This window comes from Atlantibacter sp. MEI4A-1023, assembly GCF_056155425.1.
On the sequence record NZ_CM149568.1, the window covers coordinates 790415 to 816065 of the forward strand.

The 25651-nt window shown below is 56.0% G+C and carries 21 protein-coding genes; 10 read left to right on the forward strand and 11 right to left on the reverse strand.

The window, feature by feature from the left end:
* Positions 1 to 163: 163 nt before the first annotated feature.
* The gene (locus ACVV26_RS03805; RefSeq protein WP_474800065.1) at positions 164 to 1597 is read right to left on the reverse strand and encodes a 6-phospho-beta-glucosidase; all 1434 of its coding nucleotides are present in this window, start codon (positions 1595 to 1597) and stop codon (positions 164 to 166) included.
* 123 nt (positions 1598 to 1720) lie between these two features.
* A complete protein-coding gene (locus tag ACVV26_RS03810) occupies positions 1721 to 2452 on the reverse strand; it encodes a MurR/RpiR family transcriptional regulator (RefSeq protein ID WP_474801717.1) in 732 nt (243 codons plus the stop codon).
* A gap of 119 nt (positions 2453 to 2571) precedes the next feature.
* On the opposite strand from ACVV26_RS03810, the gene yqfB reads away from it, so the two are divergent.
* The gene (yqfB, locus tag ACVV26_RS03815) at positions 2572 to 2883 is read left to right on the forward strand and encodes a N(4)-acetylcytidine aminohydrolase (RefSeq protein ID WP_474800066.1); all 312 of its coding nucleotides are present in this window, start codon (positions 2572 to 2574) and stop codon (positions 2881 to 2883) included.
* A gap of 129 nt (positions 2884 to 3012) precedes the next feature.
* Positions 3013 to 3672, forward strand: coding sequence for a PAQR family membrane homeostasis protein TrhA (gene trhA, locus ACVV26_RS03820; RefSeq protein ID WP_312980742.1), 660 nt, complete (start codon positions 3013 to 3015; stop codon positions 3670 to 3672).
* Positions 3673 to 3723: 51 nt separating this feature from the next.
* Here the strand turns inward: trhA and ACVV26_RS03825 are convergent, their stop codons facing one another.
* Together ACVV26_RS03825 and ygfZ are read right to left on the reverse strand one after the other, a co-directional pair.
* The gene (locus ACVV26_RS03825; protein ID WP_474800067.1) at positions 3724 to 4251 is read right to left on the reverse strand and encodes an Ail/Lom family outer membrane beta-barrel protein; all 528 of its coding nucleotides are present in this window, start codon (positions 4249 to 4251) and stop codon (positions 3724 to 3726) included.
* A 773-nt stretch (positions 4252 to 5024) separates the two neighbouring features.
* Positions 5025 to 6011, reverse strand: a complete 987-nt coding sequence (gene ygfZ, locus ACVV26_RS03830) for a tRNA-modifying protein YgfZ (protein WP_474800069.1) — start codon at positions 6009 to 6011, stop codon at positions 5025 to 5027.
* A 258-nt stretch (positions 6012 to 6269) separates the two neighbouring features.
* On the opposite strand from ygfZ, the gene sdhE reads away from it, so the two are divergent.
* Together sdhE and ACVV26_RS03840 are read left to right on the forward strand one after the other, a co-directional pair.
* A complete protein-coding gene (gene sdhE / locus ACVV26_RS03835) occupies positions 6270 to 6536 on the forward strand; it encodes an FAD assembly factor SdhE (RefSeq protein ID WP_474800070.1) in 267 nt (88 codons plus the stop codon).
* The gene (locus ACVV26_RS03840; protein WP_313080610.1) at positions 6517 to 6936 is read left to right on the forward strand and encodes a protein YgfX; all 420 of its coding nucleotides are present in this window, start codon (positions 6517 to 6519) and stop codon (positions 6934 to 6936) included. Before sdhE ends, ACVV26_RS03840 begins: the two co-directional genes overlap by 20 nt.
* A 4-nt stretch (positions 6937 to 6940) precedes the next feature.
* On the opposite strand, the gene fldB is transcribed toward ACVV26_RS03840, so the two are convergent.
* A complete protein-coding gene (fldB, locus tag ACVV26_RS03845) occupies positions 6941 to 7462 on the reverse strand; it encodes a flavodoxin FldB (RefSeq protein WP_312980753.1) in 522 nt (173 codons plus the stop codon).
* A 101-nt stretch (positions 7463 to 7563) separates the two neighbouring features.
* Between fldB and xerD the strand changes: the two genes are divergently transcribed.
* The 5 genes from xerD (at position 7564) to lysS (ending at position 13661) form a co-directional block, all read left to right on the forward strand.
* The gene (gene xerD, locus ACVV26_RS03850) at positions 7564 to 8463 is read left to right on the forward strand and encodes a site-specific tyrosine recombinase XerD (protein WP_474801719.1); all 900 of its coding nucleotides are present in this window, start codon (positions 7564 to 7566) and stop codon (positions 8461 to 8463) included.
* Between the two features lie 25 nt (positions 8464 to 8488).
* Positions 8489 to 9202, forward strand: a complete 714-nt coding sequence (dsbC, locus tag ACVV26_RS03855; RefSeq protein ID WP_474800071.1) for a bifunctional protein-disulfide isomerase/oxidoreductase DsbC — start codon at positions 8489 to 8491, stop codon at positions 9200 to 9202.
* A gap of 3 nt (positions 9203 to 9205) precedes the next feature.
* Positions 9206 to 10939 carry a single-stranded-DNA-specific exonuclease RecJ gene (gene recJ, locus ACVV26_RS03860; RefSeq protein WP_474800072.1) on the forward strand — a complete coding sequence of 578 codons (1734 nt, stop codon included), beginning with the start codon at positions 9206 to 9208 and terminating at the stop codon, positions 10937 to 10939.
* 96 nt (positions 10940 to 11035) lie between these two features.
* A protein-coding gene (gene prfB, locus ACVV26_RS03865) for a peptide chain release factor 2 (RefSeq protein ID WP_312980761.1) occupies positions 11036 to 12134 on the forward strand; the annotation gives its coding sequence in 2 pieces (ribosomal slippage) (positions 11036 to 11110 and positions 11112 to 12134; 1098 coding nt in all).
* Positions 12135 to 12143: 9 nt separating this feature from the next.
* Complete coding sequence (gene lysS / locus ACVV26_RS03870; RefSeq protein ID WP_312980764.1) at positions 12144 to 13661, forward strand: lysine--tRNA ligase; 1518 nt, start codon at positions 12144 to 12146, stop codon at positions 13659 to 13661.
* Between the two features lie 51 nt (positions 13662 to 13712).
* Here the strand turns inward: lysS and ACVV26_RS03875 are convergent, their stop codons facing one another.
* Positions 13713 to 15167, reverse strand: a complete 1455-nt coding sequence (locus tag ACVV26_RS03875; RefSeq protein ID WP_474800073.1) for a nucleobase:cation symporter-2 family protein — start codon at positions 15165 to 15167, stop codon at positions 13713 to 13715.
* A gap of 530 nt (positions 15168 to 15697) precedes the next feature.
* Between ACVV26_RS03875 and ACVV26_RS03880 the strand changes: the two genes are divergently transcribed.
* On the forward strand, positions 15698 to 17641 hold the full coding sequence (locus tag ACVV26_RS03880; protein ID WP_474800075.1) for an FAD-dependent oxidoreductase: 1944 nt from the start codon (positions 15698 to 15700) through the stop codon (positions 17639 to 17641).
* Between the two features lie 56 nt (positions 17642 to 17697).
* On the opposite strand, the gene ACVV26_RS03885 is transcribed toward ACVV26_RS03880, so the two are convergent.
* From ACVV26_RS03885 to ygfM, 5 genes are all read right to left on the reverse strand, one after another.
* Complete coding sequence (locus ACVV26_RS03885; RefSeq protein ID WP_474800076.1) at positions 17698 to 19065, reverse strand: NCS2 family permease; 1368 nt, start codon at positions 19063 to 19065, stop codon at positions 17698 to 17700.
* Between the two features lie 29 nt (positions 19066 to 19094).
* Complete coding sequence (gene guaD / locus ACVV26_RS03890) at positions 19095 to 20411, reverse strand: guanine deaminase (RefSeq protein WP_312980776.1); 1317 nt, start codon at positions 20409 to 20411, stop codon at positions 19095 to 19097.
* Positions 20412 to 20428: 17 nt separating this feature from the next.
* Entirely contained in the window at positions 20429 to 21823 is a 1395-nt protein-coding gene (locus ACVV26_RS03895) for a nucleobase:cation symporter-2 family protein (protein ID WP_474800077.1), read from the reverse strand.
* 174 nt (positions 21824 to 21997) lie between these two features.
* Positions 21998 to 24868: a molybdopterin-dependent oxidoreductase Mo/Fe-S-binding subunit gene (locus ACVV26_RS03900; RefSeq protein ID WP_474800078.1), complete on the reverse strand. Its 2871-nt coding sequence runs from the start codon at positions 24866 to 24868 to the stop codon at positions 21998 to 22000.
* Positions 24865 to 25644 (reverse strand): molybdopterin-dependent oxidoreductase FAD-binding subunit, encoded by a 780-nt coding sequence (gene ygfM / locus ACVV26_RS03905; protein ID WP_474800079.1) that lies wholly within the window; start codon positions 25642 to 25644, stop codon positions 24865 to 24867. Before ygfM ends, ACVV26_RS03900 begins: the two co-directional genes overlap by 4 nt.
* Positions 25645 to 25651: the final 7 nt, after the last annotated feature.

A 25651-nucleotide genomic window follows, 5' to 3' on the forward strand; every position in this document is an offset into this window, starting at 1 on the left:
CCGCAAACTATCTGGTTCCTGAAAGGGCATAGTGTCAGTGTGGGAATTCTACCTCTTGCGAGGGATCAATAAATTTCACAAGCCGGGCCTATCATTGGGATAGGTTTCATCAATGGCGTTAATGCATGGGCAGTAAAAAGGGGCACTCAGGCCCCTGTGAGAATTACAGTTTTTCGCCGTTACTGGCGATGACGTCTTTGTACCAGTTAAAGCTTTTCTTGCGGGAGCGGGACATATCCCCGGTGCCGTCATCGTGCTTATTCACATAGATAAAGCCGTAACGCTTGCTGTACTGACCGGTGGTGAAGGAGACGCAATCGATACAGCCCCACGGGGTATAACCCATCAGGTCCACGCCATCGTAGGTCACCGCTTTGATCATCTCTTCAACGTGGGCGCGCAGGTAGTCGATACGGTAATCGTCATTAATACTGCCGTCTTCTTCCACTTTATCGTACGCGCCGAAGCCATTCTCAACGATAAATAGCGGCTTCTGATAGCGCTCATACAGCTCGCACAGCGCGTAACGCAGGCCAACCGGGTCAATCTGCCAGCCCCAGTCCGACGCCTTCACATGTGGGTTCGGGACGCTGCCCTGGAAACCGGTCAGCGCATCGCCGCTACCGCCTTCGGCTTTTACGGCGTTGGTCATGTAGTAGCTGAAGCCCAGATAATCGCAGGTGCCTTCGCGCAGCGCCTGTTCGTCGCCGTCTTCCATGTTGATGTTAAAGCCGCGACGCTCCCATTCATTCAGCACATAGGACGGGTAGTAGCCGCGCAGCTGCACGTCGGTAAAGACATAGCGTTCGCGCATCGATTCCTGGGCAAACATCACGTCTTCCGGCTTACAGGAGTACGGGTATAGCGGCACCATCGCCAGCATACAGCCGATTTTCATCGCCGGGTTGATGCCGCGCGCCGCTTTCACCGCCAGCGCGCTGGCAACGAACTGGTGATGCAGCACCTGGTACATGGTCTCTTCCGGATTGTCATGCTCGGTGTACACCACGCCGGAACAGCAATAGCCGAATAACGGCGCACGCCAGTTGCGCTGGTTGTTAATCTCGTTGAAGGTCATCCAGTATTTGACCTTGTTTTTGTAGCGCTCGAATACCACTTCAGCGAAGCGCACAAAGAAATCCACCACTTTACGGTGAGTCCAGCCTCCGTATTGCTGCACCAGATGCAGCGGCATTTCGAAGTGGGACAGGGTGATCACCGGCTCGATGTTGTACTTCAGCAATTCGTCGAACATGTCGTCATAAAACTGTAAGCCCTCTTCGTTGGGCGTCAGTTCATCACCGTTCGGGAAAATACGCGTCCAGGCGATAGAGGTGCGGAAGCATTTAAAACCCATCTCTGCGAACAGTTTGATGTCTTCTTTGTAGCGGCCATGAAAATCCACGGCTTCATGGTTGGGATAGTATTTTCCCGCTTCCACGCTGTGGGTGATCTCACGCGGAACGCCGTGCGCGCCGCCGGTCAACACGTCGCAAATGCTGGGGCCTTTGCCGCCTTTATTCCAGCCGCCTTCAACCTGGTGCGCGGCAACCGCGCCACCCCATAAAAAGTCTTTGGGTAAAGTCAGTTTTTTCATCGTAGAGATCCCAGAACATAGTGAGACAGGAGTTGAAGGCGAGTCTGGCAAAAGGAAAAGCAAATGTCACGATATAACAAAATCAACGGGTTGTGACTTGTTACCGCCAGAAAACAGGATGTTTTATCCGCCCAGTTTGCTGGCGATTTTGCGCCCCAGAGTCTCAAGAATATAGACCACCGGGATTTGGGTGGTGATGTCGTAAACGCCTGCGATACGGGTCTGGGGAATATGCCAGGAGAGATTAAAATCGGCCAGTTTCGCCAGCGACGAATTGTCGTGGCTGGTAATCGACAACACTTTGCAATGGTGCAGGCTGAACTGGCTGGCGAAGCGCAGGATTTCCGCCGTTTCACCGGAAACCGACAGCACTATCGCCAACGCGTTTTTCGCCATATCGTTGGTGACCGGGAAATAGGGGTCATCGATGTGATTACTGAATTTCCCGACGTTGGAGAAAAAGCGCGCGCCGTATTTAGCCAGCGAACCGGAGGTTCCCGCGCCGACAAAAATAATGCGCTCTGAGGCCAGGATGATATCCACGGCTTCATCCAGCAACTGCTCGAACTCGTCGTTATTCACGCTGCGGAAAAAACTGATAATCTCGCTGGCCCCAAAATTGGCCTGCTGGGTCTCGTTTTGCTCCAGATAGAGCTTAAAGCGTACCCGGAATTCGGAGTAGCCGTCGCAGTTGAGTTTGCGGCAAAAACGCAACACCGTGGTCGTAGAAACGCCCACCGCCTCGGCCAGCTCGCGGATCGTCATATACATCACTTTGTCGCGATTTTTGACGACGTAGTTATAGACCATCATTTCGATGTTATTCAGGCTGGCGACGGCGGAATGGGTGAATATCGTCACGGCGAGCGATCCTTTTTCATGCACTGTTTCAAGGATACTGGAATTGTGGTGTTGAACCCACCCCAGGAAAGGTAATATCCCCGCATCCTGCGATTCACTTCAACGAGAACCTTATGAACGATATTACTTTCTTTAAGCGTTTTGAGAGCGACATTCTGGCTGGGCGTAAAACCATTACAATCCGCGACGAGAGCGAGGCGCATTTCAAACCGGGGCAAATTCTGCGGGTAGGGCGCTACGAAGACGACGGCTACTTCTGTACCATTAAGGTCCTGAGCGTCACGCCGACGTTGCTGAACGCGTTAACCGACGAACATGCCCGCCACGAGAATATGACGCCTGAAGTGCTGCGCAATGTGATCAACGAGATTTATCCCGGCGTAAATCAGTTATATGTGATTACTTTTGAAGTGGTTTCTGCTTAGGTTTTGGCTTTGCCGGGTCGCCGTACATCATCGGTAAAATAAATATTTTAGCGAACAGGTGTACACTGAAATCATTCTCAATTAGGCTATTGAAGCTGCTTTTATATTCAGTTTCCCCGGAGTCGCCTCATGGTTAGCAAACCATTAATTGAGAAGGGATATTCACTGGCTGAGGAAATAGCCAATAGCATCAGCCACGGTATTGGGCTGGTGTTCGGGATCGTTGGGTTGGTACTGCTGCTGATTCAGGCGGTGGACGCCAATGCTAACGTCATGGCGATCACCAGCTACAGCCTGTACGGCGGCAGCATGATTTTGCTGTTTCTCGCCTCAACGCTGTATCACGCCATCCCCCACGCCAGAGCGAAAATCTGGCTGAAAAAATTCGACCACTGCGCGATCTATCTTCTGATTGCCGGGACCTATACCCCATTTTTACTTGTGGGGCTTGATTCACCGCTGGCGCGCACTCTGATGATTGTCATCTGGGGATTAGCGCTGCTGGGCATCCTGTTTAAATTAACCATCGCGCACCGCTTTAAGGTGCTGTCGCTGGTGACTTACCTGGCGATGGGCTGGCTGTCACTGATTGTGATTTATCAGCTAACGGAAAAACTCGCGCCTGGCGGAGTCACGCTGTTAGCCGCAGGCGGGATTGTCTATTCGCTTGGCGTGATTTTCTACGTGTGTAAACGCATTCCGTATAACCACGCCATCTGGCACGGCTTTGTGCTGGGCGGCAGTGTGTGTCATTTTCTGGCGATTTATCTGTACATCGGTCAGCACTAATACCCGTTTAAACAAGCCCGCTCAATGCGGGCTTTATACTGCAATAGGTAATCAGAAGCGCCAGCCTGCGCCAACAACCCAGGTGGTGGTTTTAACGTCGCCAATTTTTGCCGCTTCAACGCCTGCATCAATTGTGAAGCCTGATACAGGGGTCAACTGAACACCCGCACCATAGGCAAAATCGGTGTCGGTTTCTTCGTCAGAATCGCCAAATGCGGTCAGTTTGTATGCGCCACGCGCAACGCCTACCAACGCATAGGGTTTGGCCCAGTCGGTAACGGCGTAGCTCACGCCGCCCATTAATGAGCCGTAGCCGATCTCTTCTTTAACTTTGCCATAAGGCGTATGGAGTTCGTTTTCCTCACCAGTGATGGTTAACGACGTCATGATGCCGAGTTTTGAATCGTCAGGCTCATAACCATATTTGAGGTTAATACCCTTAGGATTGATATCATCATTGGTCACGATGGAATACGCATCTTTCACAGATGTCTGAGCATAGCCGCCAGTTATTGTATGTTGACCGGCAAGTGCAGACAGTGATGCCATGGCCAGTGCGGCGGTAATAATTTTTTTCATTAATAGAACCCCTAAATGTTTAATGGCCCTGTTATGGGCGGCGTGAATGTAGGGGGAAAGAGAATGTCTGATATTGCGTTTGGTCAAAGTAAAAGGCGCTTTTAATTTTATTCGGACAAGATGAGATTTTAATTTACTGTCCTGTTGCTGATCTGCATTAAGGGTATTTATAGCGTTAATTAAATGTATATTTAATTGGCGAGGAAATAAAAAAATCCGCACTTGTGGCGGACTTCATTTTACCTGATAACGATGTTACGCATTAACGCACGAGTAGCCCAAAGAGACTACCTAATCCGCCGCCAACAGCGCTGGCTACGATGATGCACCCCCACGTTGCAACGTGATCGAATGCGCCCGGTGAGCGCAAGATATAAAGTAAAGTCTGGATATGCTGATGATTCATTTTCTTGTGTCGTCGCGTGCAAAATTATTACGAAAGGGTGGGTGGATCATTATTTATTCATGCCTTACCCTAAGATGGGCGTTATTAAACCAATTACAATTCGGCATGAATAACGTGCGCGGTATTTAAACCTGATTCCGTATATTTAGATATTGGATTTTTCTGATGTGGCGCGGGCATGACTAAAATAATTTCCGTTAGCCTTGGGTTGATTATTATTTAACTGCTATCGCTTGTATTCAAGAGAGTGCGGATAAATGCCCCTTATCGCGGGAGATCCTGCATTCATGAGCACGAGAGGCGCAGTGAAAAATGGTTAACCCAACAGGAGAAATGGATGCCCTTCGCCGCAGCGAAGGGCATTTCATCACGCCTCTTCTAACGAATACGGCAACGGCTCAATCGCCAGCGTGTGGCTGGGTTCATCACGCACCCGGAAGACGCTGGCGCTTTCCATGTCGTTATTCATCACCACCTGAACGCGCACGGTGCCGTCGTCCAGCTTCACGGCAGCCAGCACGGTCCCGGTACGTCGCCAGTTGTCGCCCATTTTCAATTCCAGATCTTCCGCTGGCGCTGGCGTGCGGCTGGCGTTTCCGACCAGCGTCCAGAGCGCGCGCTTGTTGGCACCGCGGAATTTTGCGCGTGCCACCATCTCCTGGCCGGTATAGCAGCCCTTTTTAAAGCTAATGCCGCCAAAGGCCTGAAGGTTGGTCGCCTGGGGAATAAATTGCGCGCTATTGGCTTCATCGATAATCGGATAACCGGCTTCGATATCCAGCGCCAGCCACTGTTGGCTGGCGTTGAGCTGGGCCTCGCCGCGCAAGCTTTCGGTAAGCTGCTGCGCTTTTTCCTCTGTGGTGATCAGCAGGAAACGCTCTGCGGGCAATGGTAGCCAGAGCAGGGTGGTGTCGTCGTCATGGACCGCCGGGTTATCCGCATCCGGTAAGACGGAAAAGTGGTTCGCCAGGGCGGCGCGCGCCTGGAAACCCGCCACGCCTAACAGCACCGCGTTGTCGTCCGGCGTAATAGTAACCTTCGAGAACACGGCATACTTTTTCAGCGCAGTGAGTTGCGCGTCGCGTACGCTGCGGCGCTGGATCCAGGCGAAGCCTTCATTCTGGCGAAACAGGCGCAGGTTGCTCCACATTTTTCCTTTCGCGTCGCAGTGGGCCACCAGCAGATGTTGGTTTTCCGTCATCAGCGCAAGATCCGCCGTGACTTGGCCTTGCATATACTTTTCGCTATCAGCGCCGGTGATGGTCGCCAGCGCCCAGTCCTCGAGGGAGATAAGCGTTAAAGGCAGTCGAGCGGCAGCCGTTGGCTGGCGCGGTGGAAACGGATTAAATGCCATAAAAGTGCCCCGGTTCATCATGCAGAGTCGAATGAGACTAATGGTAAAAGAGCCACAAGACATTGCAAGCGCTTTGACATTGCCATTCGTGCCGTCTTTTTCTTTTACGAGATTTCACGCAAAAAACGCGTAATAGTTTCATTTTTAATAAGGTTTTTTGGAAGATGACGCGTAAATGACAACATTCCATTAAATGAAGTGCCGAAAAAGAGTTACACTAGCAGGCATCTCCCAGAGTGATTACCCAGGAAAGCAATCATGGATATTAATAATAAAGCCCGTATCCACTGGGCATGCCGTCGCGGGATGCGCGAGCTGGATATCTCTATCATGCCGTTCTTTGAACATGAGTACGACTCTCTGAGCGATGACGATAAACGCGTGTTTATTCGCCTGCTCGAATGCGACGATCCCGATCTTTTCAACTGGTTAATGAATCACGGTAAGCCTGTAGACAGTGAATTGCAGCGCATGGTGCAACTGATTCAGACGCGGAACCGGGATCGTGGTCCTGTGGCAATCTGATCTGCGCGTCTCGTGGCGCGCACAGTGGTTTTCTCTCATGCTGCACGGCATTGTCGCAGCGGTCATCCTGCTGCTGCCCTGGCCGTTAAGTTATATGCCGGTTTGGTTAGTTTTACTGTCATTGGTGGTGTTTGATTGCGTGCGCAGCCAGCGGCGTATTCATTCGCTGCAGGGTGAGGTGAAGCTTACGATGGATTACCGGCTACGCTGGCAGGGCGTGGAATGGGAATTGACCGGCGCGCCGTGGATGCTGCAAAGCGGTATGCTGCTGCGTTTACGGCATCCAGAGACGCAGCGCAGCCAGCATTTGTGGCTTGCGGCGGACAGTATGGATGCCAGTGAATGGCGCGATTTGCGCCGGGTGCTGTTGCAACAACCGCAAAGCGGCCGCCCTTCATAATCACTCAGGAGAAATGTTCTGCCATTTCTCCGAGTATTTGTTCACACCACTGCTCAATACGCTCGTCACTTAAATCGTATTGATTGGTTTCATCCAGCGCGAGGCCGACAAACAGCTGACCATCAGCTATCACCGGTTTCGGGCTGGTAAATTCATACCCTTCCGTAGGCCAGTAACCCACGAACTTCACGCCTTTTGGCAGCAGCTTATCGTGCAGCATGCCTAAAGCGTCGAGGAACCATTCGCCGTAGCCGAGCTGGTCGCCCATGCCGTACAGCGCAACGATTTTTCCGTCGAGGTCCAGCGTATCCAGTTGATCCCAGACGGCTTCCCAGTCTTCCTGAATTTCACCGAAATCCCAGGTCGGAATGCCGAGGATCAACACGTCGTACTGCGCCATCAGCGCCGGGGCGTCATCTTTCAGGTTATGTAACGTAACCAGCTCCGGCCCGATAATGTCACGGATTTTTTCCGCCGCCATTTCGGTGTAACAGGTGCTGGAACCATAAAAAAGACCCATTTTCATCGCGATTACATCTCATTTCTTGCTGTGCGGGTGGCTCAGTGTACCAGATCGCGGTCGCTATCATGCATAATGCAACCCTGCATGATAAACGAGAGGCTCGTGTGGAACAGGATATTGCCCGCATCGAACAGTTTCTGGATGCGCTCTGGCTGGAGCGGAATCTGTCGGAAAACACCCTTAGCGCCTATCGTCGGGACTTAACGATGCTGGTGCAGTGGCTTCATCACCATGAGCGGGATTTACTCTCCGCCAACCGTGATGATTTGCAGGGGCTGCTCGCCGAGCGCGTCGAAGGCGGTTACAAGGCGACCAGTTCCGCGCGCCTGCTCAGCGCCATCCGGCGGCTGTTTCAACATTTGTACCGGGAAAAAGTGCGTCCGGACGATCCCAGCGCTCAACTGGCCTCGCCGAAACTGCCCCAGCGCTTGCCGAAGGATTTAAGCGAAGCCCAGGTTGACCGGCTATTGCAGGCCCCTGCGCTGGAAGGCAACCCGATTGAACTTCGCGACAAGGCGATGCTCGAAGTGCTTTACGCTACCGGGCTTCGCGTGTCTGAACTGGTGGGGCTGGTGATGAGCGATATCAGCCTGCGTCAGGGTGTGGTGCGCGTGGTGGGTAAAGGCGATAAAGAGCGCCTGGTGCCGCTGGGCGAAGAAGCGGTGCACTGGCTGGAGCAGTATCTTGAACACGGCCGCCCGTGGCTGCTCAACGGCCAGTCCAGCGATGTGCTGTTTCCCAGTAACCGCGCGCAACAAATGACGCGCCAGACTTTCTGGCATCGCATTAAGCATTACGCCACACTGGCAGGTATTGATAGCGATAAACTGTCGCCTCACGTTTTACGCCATGCCTTCGCCACGCATTTGCTCAATCACGGCGCGGATCTGCGCGTGGTGCAAATGCTGCTGGGCCATAGCGATTTATCAACGACCCAAATTTATACGCACGTGGCGACTGAACGCCTGCGCCAACTTCATCAACAGCATCACCCGCGTGCGTAAGTGCTTGCTGACTAAAGGACATGTTATGAAAAAAGGTTTTATGCTGCTAACCCTTCTGGCAGCCACGGTTTCCGGTATGGTTCACGCTGACGATGCGGTGATTAAACAGTCGCTGGCGAAACTGGGCGTGCAAAGCGCAGACATTCAGGCTTCTCCGGTGCCGGGCCTGAAAACCGTGCTGACCGGCAGCGGCGTGCTGTATGTCACCGAAGACGGCAAACACATTATTCAGGGGCCGCTGTACGACGTCAGCGGCAGCTCGCCGATCAATGTGACCAACAAGCTGCTGATGGGCAAACTCGTCCAGCTCGAAAAAGAGATGATTGTCTATAAAGCCCCGCAGGAAAAACACGTGATCACGGTATTTACCGATATCACCTGCGGCTATTGCCATAAGCTGCATGAAGAGATGAAAGACTATAACGCACTGGGCATCACCGTGCGTTATCTGGCGTTCCCGCGTCAGGGCATTCAGAGCCAGGCGGAGAAAGACATGAAATCTATCTGGTGCGCCAAAGACCGCAATAAAGCCTTTGATGATGCCATGAATGGCAAATCCGTACCCGCAACCAGTTGCGATATCGACATCGCCGATCACTACGCGCTGGGCGTGCAGTTTGGCGTGACCGGTACTCCAGCGATTGTGTTGAGCAACGGCTACGTGGTGCCGGGCTATCAGGGGCCGAAAGAGATGAAAGCCTTCCTCGACGAACATCAGAAACAGACCAGCGGGCAATAACGGGTGACGCAACAATCGCAACTCCGTCGGCGGACGGTTGATGAAACCGCCGTTTTGCCGTCGACGCTTTCGCCGCTGTTAAAACGGCTTTATGCCAGCCGGGGCGTGCGCGGCGCGGAAGATCTCGAGCGCAGCGTAAAAGGCATGCTTCCCTGGCAGCAGTTAACCGGCATCAATGCCGCCGTCGAGATGCTGTATCAGGCGTTTAAAACCGCGCAGCGCATTGTGGTAGTGGGTGATTTTGACGCCGACGGCGCAACCAGCACTGCGCTTAGCGTGCTGGCGCTACGCAGTCTCGGCGGGAAAGAGATTGGTTATCTGGTGCCGAACCGTTTTGAAGACGGCTACGGCTTGAGCCCGGAAGTGGTGGATCAGGCAAAAGCGCTGGGCGCTGAGCTTATCATGACGGTGGATAACGGCATTTCCTCCCATGCGGGCGTGGAGCACGCGCATCAGTACGGTATTCCGGTGTTGGTGACCGATCATCATCTGCCCGGCGCCACGTTGCCAGCCGCCGAAGCCATCATCAATCCTAATCTGCCGGACTGTGAATTCCCGTCGAAATCTCTGGCGGGCGTCGGTGTGGCGTTTTACCTGATGTTGGCGCTGCGCAGCCACTTGCGCGACAAGGGCTGGTTTGACGAGCAGGGCATCGCTATTCCCAATCTGGCGGAATATCTCGATTTAGTGGCATTAGGCACCGTGGCGGACGTGGTGCCGCTCGATGCCAATAACCGTATTTTGACCTGGCAGGGGTTGAGCCGCATTCGCGCCGGGAAATGCCGGCCAGGCATTCGCGCACTGTTGGAAATCGCTAACCGCGACCCGCAAAAGCTGGCGGCAAGCGATCTGGGGTTCGCCCTCGGCCCGCGTTTAAACGCCGCCGGGCGGCTGGATGACATGTCGGTGGGCGTGGCGCTGCTGCTGTGCGATAACCCCGGCGAAGCGCGCGTACTGGCGAATGAACTGGATGCCCTGAACCAGACCCGTAAAGAGATCGAACAGGGTATGCAGGCGGAAGCGCTGGCGCTGTGCGATGCCTGCCTGAAAAGCGCAGACGAACTGCCGATCGGGCTGGCGATTTATCATCCTGAATGGCACCAGGGCGTGGTGGGGATTCTGGCGTCGCGCATCAAAGAGCGGTTCCATCGCCCGGTGATCGCGTTCGCGCCTGCGGGCGACGGCACGCTCAAAGGCTCAGGCCGTTCGATTCCCGGGCTGCATCTGCGCGATGCGCTGGAGCGGCTCGATACGCTGAATCCGGGGCTGATCCTCAAATTCGGCGGTCATGCCATGGCCGCGGGCCTGTCGCTGGAAGCCTCAAAAATCGAGACCTTCCAGCAGCGTTTTGCGGAACTGGTGGAGCAATGGCTCGATCCGGCGTTACTCGAAGGGGAAGTGTGGTCCGACGGCCCGCTGCAACCGCAAGAGATGACGCTGGACATCGCGGAGATGCTGCGCGATGCCGGCCCGTGGGGCCAGGCGTTCCCGGAACCGGTGTTTGACGGGCGTTTTCGCCTGTTGCAGCAGCGGCTGGTGGGCGAGCGGCACCTCAAAGTCATGCTGGAACCCGCGCAGGGCGGCCCGCTGTTAGACGGCATCGCGTTTAACGTCGATACTGCCCGCTGGCCCGACGCGGGGGTACGCGAGGTGGAAATCGTTTATAAGCTGGATATCAACGAGTTTCGCGGCAATCGCAGCCTGCAGCTAATAATCGACCATCTCTGGCCGCTTTAACGCCAGTTTCGCTATAAAAAAGGGCGAATTTCCGGTAAACTTTCGCCCTTACGACCGCATTCTGACTACCGTCATCACTTAAAGATCATATTGACCATGTTTGAAATTAACCCGGTAAAAAACCGTATTCAGGACCTCACCGAGCGCACCGACGTTCTTAGGGGGTATCTTTGACTACGATGCAAAGAAAGAACGTCTCGAAGAAGTAAACGCTGAACTTGAACAGCCTGACGTCTGGAACGAGCCCGAACGCGCCCAGGCGCTGGGTAAAGAGCGCTCGTCTCTGGAAGCCATCGTCGATACGCTGGACCAGTTAAACCAGGGCCTGGAAGATGTCACCGGTCTGCTGGAACTGGCGGTAGAAGCCGATGATGAAGAAACCTTCAACGAAGCCGTTGTTGAGCTCGAGCAGCTTGATGCCAAACTGGCGCAGCTGGAATTCCGCCGTATGTTCTCCGGCGAATACGACAGCGCCGACTGCTATCTCGACCTGCAGGCCGGTTCCGGCGGCACCGAAGCCCAGGACTGGGCCAGTATGCTGCTGCGTATGTACCTGCGCTGGGCTGAAGCACGCGGCTTCAAAACCGAAGTTATCGAAGAATCCGAAGGCGAAGTGGCCGGTATTAAATCCGCCACCATCAAGATTTCCGGCGAATATGCATTCGGCTGGTTGCGCACTGAAACCGGCGTTCACCGCCTGGTGCGCAAGAGTCCGTTTGACTCCGGCGGCCGTCGCCATACTTCGTTCAGTTCCGCGTTTGTCTACCCGGAAGTGGATGATGATATCGATATCGAAATCAACCCGGCGGATCTGCGCATCGACGTTTATCGCGCATCCGGCGCGGGCGGCCAGCACGTTAACCGTACGGAATCCGCGGTGCGTATTACCCACGTTCCGACCGGTACGGTGACGCAATGCCAAAATGACCGTTCTCAGCACAAGAACAAAGATCAGGCTATGAAGCAGATGAAAGCAAAGCTGTATGAGCTTGAAATGCAGAAGAAAAACGCTGAGAAACAGGCGCTGGAAGACAACAAATCGGATATCGGCTGGGGCAGCCAGATCCGCTCTTACGTACTGGATGACTCCCGCATCAAAGACTTGCGTACCGGTGTTGAGACCCGTAACACGCAGGCGGTGCTGGATGGCGATCTGGACAAATTCATCGAAGCAAGTTTGAAAGCAGGGTTATGAGGAACCAACATGTCTGAACAACACGCGCAGAACGCAGATGCGGTAGTCGATCTTAATAACGAACTCCAGACTCGTCGCGAGAAGCTGGCGCAACTGCGTGAGCAGGGCGTCGCGTTCCCGAACGATTTCCGTCGCGACCACACCTCTGACCAACTGCACGCTGAATTTGATGCCAAAGAAAACGAAGAGCTGGAAGCGCTGAACGTAGAAGTGGCGGTGGCCGGTCGTATGATGACCCGCCGCATTATGGGTAAGGCCTCTTTCGTAACCCTGCAGGACGTTGGCGGCCGCATTCAGCTGTACGTTGCCCGCGACGATCTGCCGGAAGGCGTTTACAACGAGCAATTTAAAAAGTGGGATCTGGGCGATATCCTGGCGGCGCGCGGCAAGCTGTTTAAAACCAAAACCGGCGAGCTGTCGATTCACTGTACCGAACTGCGTCTGTTGACCAAAGCCCTGCGCCCGCTGCCGGATAAATTCCACGGCCTGCAGGATCAGGAAGCGCGCTACCGCCAGCGTTACCTGGATCTCATCTCTAACGATGAATCCCGCAACACCTTCAAAGTGCGTTCACAGATCCTGGCGGGTATCCGTCAGTTCATGGTGGGCCGCGGCTTTATGGAAGTGGAAACCCCGATGATGCAGGTGATCCCTGGCGGCGCGTCTGCCCGTCCGTTTATCACCCATCACAACGCGCTGGATCTGGACATGTACCTGCGTATCGCGCCGGAACTGTACCTGAAGCGTCTGGTGGTTGGCGGCTTCGAGCGCGTGTTCGAAATCAACCGTAACTTCCGTAACGAAGGTATCTCGGTGCGTCATAACCCAGAGTTCACCATGATGGAACTCTACATGGCGTATGCGGATTACAAAGATCTGATCGAGCTGACCGAATCGCTGTTCCGCACCCTGGCGCAGGACGTGCTGGGCAAAACCGAAGTGCCTTACGGCGATGAAGTGTTCGACTTCGGCAAGCCGTTCGAAAAACTGACCATGCGCGAAGCGATCAAGAAATACCGTCCAGAAACCAATATGGCCGATCTGGACAACTTCGACTCCGCCAAAGCGATTGCTGAATCCATCGGCATCAAGGTTGAGAAGAGCTGGGGTCTGGGCCGCATCGTGACCGAGATCTTCGAAGAAGTAGCAGAAGCGCATCTGATCCAGCCGACCTTCATCACCGAATACCCGGCAGAAGTGTCTCCGCTGGCGCGTCGTAACGACGAGAACCCGGAAATCACCGATCGCTTTGAATTCTTTATCGGTGGCCGTGAAATCGGTAACGGCTTTAGCGAGCTGAACGACGCGGAAGACCAGGCGCAGCGTTTCCAGGATCAGGTGAATGCCAAAGATGCGGGTGACGACGAAGCCATGTTCTATGACGAAGACTATGTGACCGCGCTGGAACACGGCCTGCCGCCGACCGCGGGCCTGGGCATTGGTATCGACCGTATGGTTATGCTGTTCACCAACAGCCACACCATTCGCGACGTGATCCTATTCCCGGCGATGCGTCCGGTTAAATAAGTTTTCTGACTTATCATCAGCCCCGGTTTTCACACCGGGGCTTTTTTTATCTCACTCCCCCGATTCCTGATTTTTCTTCACTTTGCGCAACAGCAGCCACATCCGCACCGTTCTCACCGACTTGCCGCTAACGCACGACGGCTCTTCCGCCAGCCCGGTTTGTGGGTGGTAACCGTTGAAAAACAGATTCAGCGTCACCGCGCTAAAGGTCGCGAGCATGATCCCGCTGTGCAGCAGCGGCTGGAGGATGGCGGGGAACTGTGAGAAAAAGTTGTGGGACAGCATCGGCGTCATCCCCACGCCCAGGCTTATCGCCACGATATAGAGGTTATAACGGTTCGTGGTGTAATTGATGCGGGCAAGAATGCGAATGCCCGTGGCGAGCACCATTCCGAACATCACCAGCCCCGCGCCGCCCAGCACGAATTGCGGGATAGACGCCACCAGCACCGCCATTTTCGGCACCATGCCGAAGAGGATCAAAATGATCCCCGCCGCCACGCACACCCAGCGGCTATAGACGCGGGTCACGCTCACCAGCCCGACGTTTTGTGAAAACGAGGTGTGCGGGAAGCTGTTAAACAATCCGCCAAACAGCGTGCCGACGCCGTCCACCCGCAGGCCGCGCACGATATCCTGCGAGGTCAGTTTGCGCCCGACGATCTCCCCGAGCGCCAGAAACATCCCCATCGATTCGATAAACACGATAATCAACACGGCAGTCATGGTGAGGATCGACACCGGATCGAATACCGGCGTGCCCAGCGCCATCGGCGTGACGATGGCAAACCATTTGGCATCGTGCAGGCCGGTCAGATTCACTTCATTCACCATCAGCGACAGCACAAAGCCAAACACGATCCCCAGCAGCACCGCGACGTTAGACATAAACCCTTTAGCAAAGCGGGTCACCACCAGAATAAACAGCAGCACGGCAAACGAGATGCACAGATAAACCGGATCGCCATAATGCGGGTTGCCTCTGCCGCCCGCCGCCCAGTCGATGCCCACCTGAATAATGCTTAGCCCAATCGAGGTGATCACCACACCGGTCACCAGTGGCGGGAACAGCGGGATCAGGCGGCCAATCACTGGGGCCAGCAGGGTGGTGATCAAGCCCGCCGCGATCGTCGCCCCGAAGATCCCCGTCAGGCCGATATCCGGGTTGAGGCCAATGGCGATCATCGGCGTTACCGCAGCGAAGGTCACAGACATAATCACCGGCAACCGAATCCCCATAAACCGGCCCACGCCCAGACATTGCAGCAGGGTCACCACGCCGCAGCAGAACAAATCGGAACTGATTAGCAGCGCGATGGTTTCCTTATCAAGCCCGAGCCGGTCGCCAATCATTAGCGGCACCGCCACCGCACCGGCATACATCACCAGCACATGCTGTAATCCGAGAATGCACAATTTTGCCGGAGACAACACGCGATCGACTTCGTCCGTCGGCGCGGCGCTATCGTGGGGGAGCGTTTGTGGTCGTGAATCAAGCGTACTCATGAATGCCTTCCTTTTGTTAAACCCGCGAGCAGACCAGGCGCTGCCTGCGTGAATACGGCTTCCTCTGACGACGGTCTGAGACGACCCGGATCTGCCGTGATGTGATTACGGTTGCCAACCCCTGACACCATGCTCAGAAAGTGCCAGTTTTTCGTTCAGGCGGAAGGAAGTGATTAAAACGCGGAGGAGTTCACAAAGTTGCCGCTTTGGGCAGACTTCAGCAGGGATCGCCACGCAAGCGTTTGCATTTGATAAAAACGCAGATTCTCAGATTGATAACGCAGGCGGTTCATTGTGGATCGGTAATCTCAGGATCGCGTGAGGATAAAATCGTTCTTTATGCCTCATTCCCGCCTCTCATTCTGAGAGCGCAACCACTGCCTTAGAAAACCGCTTGCCACAGTTCTGGCGCGATTAATTTGATGGCATTCACAACATTTCTCTTTGCCTGCGGGGAAATCACAACATCGCCCGGTTCTTGCATTGCTATCAGAAACGTAATTTCACAAACCGAAACATAAAGGATGCCTATGAACAGATTGATTGTCGCCGATGCCAGGGAGTGCATCGGTTGTCGCGCTTGTGAGGTTGCCTGTGTGGTTGCACATAACGACGGCTGGCCGCATCAGCGCAGCGATTTCCTGCCGCGCATTCGTGTGATTTTCAATGGCGAACACAGTTGCGCGGTAACCTGCAAACATTGTCTGGATGCGCCCTGCGTCAAAAGCTGCCCGGTGGATGCACTGCACTATGAGAGCGACGTTATCCAGCTGGATCCTGCGCGCTGTATCGGCTGTAAAAGCTGCCTGGTGGCCTGCCCGTTTGGCGCGATTGATATTGTCGTCGCCCCCGGGCAGAAAGGCCTACTGGCGCAGAAATGCGATCTCTGCCAGTCGGTGGAAAACGCCCAGCCTGCCTGCGTGACCCATTGCCCGACCCAGGCGTTACGCGTGATGGACGGTAACGGGCTCGGCAAGCTGCGCCGCGCCCGCCAGTTGCAGGCGGCGAACCCGCAGGGGTTTATGCCGGAGCCGCCGAACAAAATTATCTTGCGTAAGCCGCCGCGCAAGGGCGCGGAAAAGCGCGACGCCGCCGAGCGCAAAACCCATTTTGATGAGATCTATCACGGGCTGGACCCTGCGCAGGCCAGCTATGAAAGCGAGCGCTGCCTGTACTGCGCGCAGAAAGCCTGGTGTAACTGGACCTGCCCGGTGCATAACGCCATTCCTGATTTGATCCGCCTGGTTCAACAGGGGCGAATTAAAGAGGCGGCACAGCTTTCCCACCAGACCAGCTCATTACCCGAAATATGTGGTCGCGTTTGCCCGCAGGATCGCCTGTGTGAAGGGGCCTGCACCCTGAAAAACCGCAGCGGCGCGGTCACCGTCGGCAACCTCGAACGCTATATTACCGACAGCGCGCTGAAAATGGGCTGGCGGCCCACCTTTATTCCCGCACTGCCGCGCCGCGAGCGGGTCGCGGTGATTGGCGCAGGGCCTGCCGGATTAGGCTGCGCCGATTTCCTGGCGCGCGAAGGCGTAAAAGTCGACGTGTTTGACCGCCATCCGGAAATCGGCGGGCTGCTGACCTTCGGCATTCCGCCGTTCAAGTTAGACAAATCGCTATTAAGCCAGCGGCGCGAAATTTTCAGCGAGATGGGCATTCAGTTTCATCTTAACTGCGAGATTGGCCGCGATAAGACGTTCCATCAATTAACCGAAGAGTACGACGCGGTCTTCCTTGCGATGGGAACGTATGGATTAATGACCGCCGGGCTGGAGCATGAAGATGCGCATGGCGTGATTCAGGCGCTGCCGTTTTTAATCGCCAATACCCGACGGGTGATGGGCCTGGAGGATTCACCCGACTACCCGTGGACCGAACTGAAAGGTAAGCAGGTGGTGGTGCTGGGCGGTGGGGATACCGCGATGGACTGCCTGCGTACCTCGGCGCGGCGCGAGGCGGCCAGCGTCACCTGCGCCTATCGCCGGGATGAAGCCAGTATGCCAGGCTCGCGCAAGGAGGTGACCAATGCCCGGGAAGAGGGCGTGGAATTCTTATTCAACGTCCAGCCGCAGTACATTGCCCGTAACGCGCGCGGCCAGGTGAGCGGTATTGGGCTGATTCGCACCGAGATGGGCGCAGCAGGCGCGGATGGGCGGCGGCGGCCCCAGCCGATAGCCGGTTCTGAATTTGAACTGCCCGCCGATGTGCTGATTATGGCGTTTGGCTTCCGGCCTCACGCGATGCCGTGGCTCCAGGGCAGCGGCGTGCGGCGAGATGACGATGGGCTCATCATCACCGGCGGCGCGCGGCGACTGGCAACGCAAACAACCCGCGATAACGTGTTTGCCGGGGGTGATGCGGTGCACGGCGCGGATTTAGTGGTCACGGCGATGGCGGCCGGGCATCAGGCAGCGCGGGATATGCTGGCGATGTTTGAGCGCAACGCCGCAAGCCAGCTGGCCGTTTAGTTACCGCCAATAAAAAACCCGCTTCGCGAAGCGGGTTTTTTCTTTTTATCAGAAGGTTAAATCGCCCAGCCCCCGGCATAGAAAATCACTAACACGGCGGCAATCACCACCGTACCGATGTTCAAGCGATCCCATTCACGGGCAAACACCCGGCCAACCACCAGCGTCACGAAGCCCAGCATAATCCCGGTAACGATATTACAGGTCAGCACGATAAACACCGCGCACACCAGGCCAGACATGGCGTCGATAAAATCGTTGAAGTTGAGTTTTGAGACGTTGCTCAGCATCAACAGGCCAACGTACATCAGCGCAGGCGCGGTGGCGTAACCCGGTATCAGATACGACAGCGGTGACAAGAACAGGATCAACAAGAACAACGCGCCGACCACCACCGCCGTCAGGCCGGTTTTACCGCCCGCCGCCGTTCCCGCCGCCGATTCGATATACACCGCCGCCGGTGCCGCGCCCACTAACCCGGAGAAAATCGAACTCACCGAGTCGCTGGTCAGCGCCTTACCGCCGTTAATAATCTGGTTATCTTTATCCAGCAAATTGGCCTGGCCCGCCACGGCGCGAATGGTGCCAGTGGCGTCAAACACCGCGGTCATCACTAACGCTAGCACGCTGGGCAGCACGTGCGGTTGCAGCGCGCCCATAATATCCAGGCTGAAAATCAGCGACTTGCCGTCTTCACCGCTCAGGCTCGGCATCGCCACCAGCCCGTGATACTTCACCGCCGGGTCGAAAATTAACCCAATGATCGAGATGCCGATAATCACCAACAGGATCCCGCCAGGAATGCGTGACTTCTCCAGCCCGAAGATCATCGCCAGGCCCAACAGGCTCATCATCACCGGAAAAGAGGTAAAGGAGCCCAGTGCCACCGGTAAACCTTCCAGCGGGTTTTTGATCACCATGCCGACGCCGTTGGCGGCGATCAGCAACAGGAACAGGCCGATCCCGATACCGGTGCCGTGGGCAATGCCCATCGGCAGATTACGTAAGATCCAGGTGCGCACGCCGGTCACGGAAATGGCGGTGAAAATCACCCCCATCAGAAACACCGCGCCAAGCGCCACCGGGATACTGATCTGCTGGCCGAGCACCAGGCTGAATGCGGTAAACGCGGTTAGCGAAATGGCGCAGCCAATCGCCATCGGCAGGTTTGCCCACAACCCCATCAGCAGCGAGCCAAAGCCCGCCACCAGACAGGTCGCGACAAACACCGCGCCCGGCGGAAAGCCCGCTTTGCCTAACATCCCCGGCACCACGATGACCGAATAGACCATCGCCAGAAAGGTGGTTAAACCCGCCAGGATCTCCTGGCGCGTGGTGCTGCCGCGCTCGGAGATTTTAAAATAATGGTCCAGTGCATTGCGCGGCTGCGCGGTATTGGGTGTGTGTAGCGTATCGCCAGACATAAGAATGCCCTCAGTTAACATTGTAATAATCAGGTGCGTTCATAAACCAGACGGCCATCGACGTAGGTACGGTAAATTGAGCGATCGTCGCCGAGCGTAATCATCACGAACAGCTTGTCCACCAGTGAGACGGAGTTGTCGTAGCGCAGTTGCTGGAGCGGGGTAGCGGTGGGTTCCAGCACCACAAAATCGGCCTCTTTACCCGGCGTAAAGTTGCCGATGCAATGGTCCAGCCCCAGCGAATGCGCGCCGCCCAATGTCGACAGATAAAATGCCTCGTAAGCGGAGAGCCGGTAGCCCTGTAGCTGCACCACTTTATAAGCCTCGTTCAGCGTCTGGAGCATGTTGAAGGTGGTGCCCGCGCCGATATCGGTGCCGATACCCACTTTGATTTTTTTGCGCCACGCCTGTTGTAGATTGAACAAACCACTGCCGAGATAGAGGTTGGAGGTCGGGCAGAACGCAATGCTGGACCCGGTTTTGCTCAGGCAATCCCACTCTTTTTCCTCCAGGTGTACGCAGTGGGCAAACACGCTGCGTTTCCCGGTTAGCCCGTACTGGTGATACACATCCAGATAGCCGTCGTGTTCCGGAAACAACTCTTTCACCCAGGCGATTTCCTGCTTGTTTTCGCAAAGATGGGTATGCAGCCAGGTGTCGGGATACTCCTCGCGCAGCCGTTGCGCCATCGCCAGCTGTTCCGGCGTGGAGGTCGGGGCGAAGCGCGGGGTGATGGCATACAGCAGGCGGCCATTTTTATGCCAGCGCTCAATCAGCGCTTTGCTTTGCAGATAGCTGCTTTCGGCGTCGTCCAGCAAATAGTCCGGGGCGTTGCGGTCCATCATCACTTTCCCGGCGATCATCCGCATATTGATTTGGCTGGCGGCCTCGAACAGCGCGTCCACCGATTCCGGGTGCACCGTGCCGAATACCAGCGCCGTGGTGGTGCCGTTGCGTAACAGCTGTTTAAGGAAGAAGGTCGACATTTCCCTGGCGTATTCCGCATCCTGATAGCGGCGTTCGGTGGGGAAGGTGTGTTTATTCAGCCACTCCAGTAGCTGCTCGCCATAGGCACCGACCATTTCACTTTGCGGATAGTGAATATGGGTATCGACAAACCCCGGCACCACGATTTTGCCTCTGTAATCGCGCACGCGAATAGAGGAAGGAACTTGCGATTTTCCCTCTTCCCATTGCCCAAACCACGCCACTTTACCGTCGCGGATCAACAGCAGCCCGTCTTCCACAAAACGCAACGCGGACTCGATTTCCTCTGGATGCTCAACGGTGCGGGTAATATCGAGAAAGCTCCCGCGCACGGCTTTTAGCGTCTGTTCGCCTGACATGATCGACTCCTTAATGGTTAATCCAGTTCTTCAACCGCATGGGGCACTGGCTCTTCTTGCTTCTGCCCGAGCGGAATCAACAAATTCAGCAGGATGGCGGTCAGGCCGCCTGCGCAAATGGGGTTTTCAACCAGCACGTAGATAGAGGCTGGCAGCACCTGGAAGATCGCCGGATCGTAGGAAACGCCCAGGCCCAGCCCTAACGAGGTGGCGACAATCAGGGTTTCCCGGCGTTTCAGGCCGTTGGTGATGATGATGCGGATCCCGGCGATGGCGATCATCGAGAACATTAGCGTCATTGCACCGCCGAGCACCGGTGCGGGGATGGTAGTAAAGAAGCGCCCTATGCTCGGGAACAGACCGAGGACAACTAACATTACGGCGATAAACCGCCCCACATAGCGGGAAGCCACGCCGGTCATCTGGATCACGCCGTTATTCTGGGCAAAGGTGGTGAGCGGCAACGAGCCAACGGCGGAGGCGATCACCGACACCAGCCCATCAGCCAGCACGCCGCCCCTCAGGCGCGACTGGTACTCTTCGCCTTTGATAGGGCGGTTCGAGACCATCGCGGTGGCGGTGATATCCCCGACGGCTTCCAGCACGCTCAGCAGATAAATGGTGCCGACCACCAGGAAGTGATGAAAGTTGAATTCAAAACCGTATTTGAACGGGATCGGGACGGTGACCAGCGGCAGATTGCGCATACTGCTGAAGTCCACCATGCCCAGGCAGAACGACACGATGTAGCCGACAATCAGGCCAATCGCGATGCCGCCCATGCGCAAAAGCGGGCTGCGGCAGCAGTTAAAGCCGATGACCACCAGCAGTACCAGCAGACCGACGCCGATGTTTTCATAGTTGCCGAAGGTGCCGCTGCTTTTGGCGGCAAACCCGCCGCCAAAATCGATTATGCCGACTTTGATCAGGCTCAGGCCGATCATCAGCACCACCACGCCGCTGACGGTAGGGGTGATAACCCGGCGCAGGTAGGGCAGAATAAACGAGGAGCCGACCACTAAAAACGCGCCCACGAACGACACGCCCAGCAGCGCCGACATGATCAGTTCTTCATGCAGGCCGTCGCTTTTCATGCTGCTGCCCAGCGCAATCATCACCGTAACGAACGAGAAATTGACCGACTGAATAGACAGTAAACCTGAGCCGATATGCCCGTAGCGATTCACCTGGAGCCAGGTGCCGACGCCGGAGGCGATCATCGCCATGGAAACCAGGTAAGAGGTGGTTTCGGTTGAGAGTTGCAGCGCAGCGCCGACAATCAGCGCGGGGGTCACCATCGGCACAAAAATTGCCAGCAGGTGGGTTATGGCACCAATCAGGGTTTGGTGGAACGGTGGATTATCTTCTAACTCATAAATAAGATCCGAACCTTTGTGCGATATATCAGACATCCCTTTACTCCTGTTAAGCAAATATGATCATCTGATTCAATTAATAAAAATCTGCTCTAAACCACCCGAATTTCAGGTACAGCAAGCCCTGAGCCGGTACACGCTCTTTATGCAGACGCTTATGTTGTGAGGCATTGAATCGTTGGAAACAGGCCGCCGAAGCGGCCTGCACAATTACAATTTTCCTAATGCGCTGAGGATCTTCTCCGGGGTGAAATGCCATTCCCGCAGCCAGACCTGGCAGGCGTCATGAATGGCGGTAGCGATAGCGGGGGCAGCCCCGTTTACGCCAATCTCAGAGATGGACTTCGCGCCGAACGGCCCGACTTTGTCATCGCTTGGCACCAGCACTGCGCGGAAGTCGCGCGGGATGTCGCCAATTTTGGGCGCGCCGTAGCTGCGTAAATCACGGGTGATCGGATGGCCTTCGTCGTCGTAAATGATCTCTTCCATCAGGCTGTGACCGATGGCGCGCATCGTTGCGCCATAGATCTGCCCCAGGGCGAGATCCGGGTTAACCGGCGTGCCGCAGTCGAGCAGGGCATAGAATTTATCCAGCCGGATCTCGCCGGTGCGGGTGTTCACCGCCACTTCGGCAAAGTTGGCCCCGTACGGGAAGGCGAATTCCGGCGTGATGTAGCAGGCCGTTGCCACCAGCGTGCCGAACCCGGTGCCGGTTTCCGCTTTATGGGCGATCTGCCCGTAAGTCACTTCACCTTTCTTACCGCGTACGATGCCAGGCGCAACAATGGTGACGTCGCTTTCCGGTTCGCCGAGCATTTGCGCGCCGTGGAACTGGATTTTCTTCAGCAGGTTTTCGGCGGCCATACGCGCCGCGTTGCCGGAGAAGCAGGTGCCGGACGAAGCATAAGCGCCTTTATCGAACAGCGCGTGGTCGGTGTCGCCGGAAATGACATGCACATCTTCCAGCGGGCAGCGCAGGACTTCCGCAGACAGTTTGCTGACCACCGTATCCAGCCCGGTGCCGATATCCGCGCCGCCGGAATGGACAATAAAGGTGCCGTCAGATTCCAGTTTGATCATGCAGTTAGCCTGATCGATATCCGGGATGCCGGATTTCTGCATGATGATCGCCACACCGCGACCGATCTTCCAGTCGCCTTCGCTGGGTTTCGGCGAATCCCACTGGATCATCTCCCTGCCCTGGCGCAGGATCTCTTCCAGCGCGCAACTGGCGGCGGAGGGCACTGAGGTCGGCGCTTTACCTTCGCCAATCGCGCCGAGGATCTTCAGCTCCTGGCCTTCGTGAACGCGGTTGCGCTCGATAATCTCCAGTTGGTCGATCTGCAACTGCTCCGCCAGCTCCGCCAGCGCCATAGTGATGGCGAAGTTGCCTTTCGGCGCGCCGTAGCCCTGATAGGCCCCGGTTGGACAGATGTTGCTGTAATAGGTCGTCACCTGGAAATCGACGTTATCGCACGGATAGAGCGGCAGCGAGAGCGCCGGGCCGTTACAGGGCACCGTCAGCGAGTGGTTGCCGAACGGCCCGGTGTTGGCGCGGAAATCCATATTGATGGCCGTTAAGCGCCCGTCTTTTTTGGCCCCCAGCTTAACAGTGACTTTCGCCACGTGGCGCGAGGTATTGGCGATAAACTCTTCTTCACGGGTGTAGCGGAACCAGACCGGGCGGCCCGTCACGCAGGTGGCCCAGGCGCACACTTCTTCCAGCAAAATGTCCTGCTTCGACCCGAAACCGCCGCCCACGCGCTCTTTAATCACATGTACTTTGTTTTGCTTCAGACCGACGATGCGCGCCACCTGGCGACGCACGTGCCACGGCACCTGGGTGGAGGCATGGATCACCAGCCGGTCGCCGTCCATGCGGGTAAAGCAAATGTGGGTTTCGGTCGGGCACTGCTGGGCCTGGGTTGACGAATAGGTGCGTTCGATAATCACGTCCGCGTCGGCAAAGCCGCGCTCAACGTCGCCGATGTGGCCATGAATGCTGGCGGCGATATTCTTCGCCGGACGCGAGCCAATCGGGAAGTTGATAATCATATGCTCATCGCGCTGGACGGCTTTTCTATTGTCTTCTTCCAGCGTATCCGGCGCGCCCGCGACATACACCACCGGCTCGTCGTGAACCACCGGCGCGTCTTCCGCCATGGCTTCATCAATCGACATCACCGGTTTAAGCACCTGGTATTGCACGTCGATCAGTTCCAGCGCCTGCAACGCAATCTCTTCGCTTTCGGCGACAACCGCCGCCACGCGGTCGCCCACGTGACGCAGTTTTTTACTGAACATGCGTCGGTCGAGCGGTGAGGGTTCCGGCGCGCTTTGCCCACCGGGGGTGTAGTAAATATCCGGGCAGTTGCGCCAGGTGATCACGTGCACCACGCCGGGCAGCGCTTCGGCTTTACTGACGTCAAGGTGGGTTATCAGCGCGTGCGCGTGGGGGCTGCGCAGCATTTTGATGGTGCAGGCATCCGACGTAATGCGATCTTCCACGTAACAGGGCTTGGCCTGGACCATTTTAGCGGCGTCGGTTTTCGGGTGGATCTTACCGACCACGGCCAGATCGTCACGGAAGGTGGGCGCCACGGTGCAGGTGGCGTTGGGATCGGCTTTGCGCGCCACCGCCAGATCGATCACCTGGTAGTATTGTTGCCAGCCGGCGTCGCGGCTGAACAGGCCAGATAGCGCATCGTCAATCTCATCGCGGGTCGGTTTGGCGATGCGATCCAGTAATTCGGTAATAATCAGCGCAGCGGCAGGGTCGTTATAGCCTGACTGAACGACGCCGACGTCCACCATCGCCTGTTGCACCAGGCTGAGTTGATTCCATTTCCCTAACGATTCCGCCGTGGTGATTTTGGCGTTTTCCAGTTGGGCGGCAATCAGCAGTGAGGCGTTAATCAGGCGGCCATTAAACAGGATCACGTCCGAACCGGCAAAGCCGAAGCCGTCGTCGCTGTTACGTACCGAGTGCATTCCCAGCCCAAACAGCAGTTTCTGGACGTTCGCGCCGGGATGGGCATCAAGCTGATGCGCGCTGCCGTTGAGCGTAAATTGAATGATCATTGGATTTCCTCTCCCTTCTGCTGGCAGTCCGCGTACAGGTCAGCCACGACTACACCGGCGATATAACGCTTGTAGGCCACGCTGCCGCGCACATCGTCACGCGGGAAAATCGCCGCGCCGACGGCGGCTTCAAGCCGCTCGCCGTCCAGCCGTTGTGCCTCCACATCCCGTAGCCGCAATGGGCGATCCGCGACGCCGTCCAGCGCGATGCGCACTTTATTGTCTTCATCGATAGCCACGGCGGCGGTGAGTACCGTGAGTCCCGCCTGGGAACGGCTAATTTTGCGGGTTGAACAGGCACGGTAAGGGTCTTTAATAATGATTTCGGTAATCAGACGACCGACAGGCTGCGCGAGATAACTTTCCAGCGCCACGGTTTCGCCGTCGCCAAACACCAATACCGCATCCAGCGCCAGCAAAACCGGAATTAACACCGACTCCTGTTCAATGGCGGCGATTTCTCCGCCTAAGGTGGACTGGTTGCGCAGGTGGCGGGAGTAAACAAAGCCCAGTGCCTCATACAGCGCCGGGGGCAGATGATGGCTGTCACGCAGGGTTTGCAGCGTGGTCATTGCGCCGATGCGCAGGCAGTCGTTATCCCAGTCGATCCAGTCGAGGGACAATCTCTGAAGCGAGATCGCCACGGTTTTTTCAGTGCGGCCCGGCGCGGAATTTAGCTTGCTGCCGCCGGCAAACCAGACGGCATCATTCTGATAACGCTGCTTAAGTTCCAGCGCCTGCTCGATGGAGCCTGGTGTAAGAAATTGCTCAATCATAATTCAC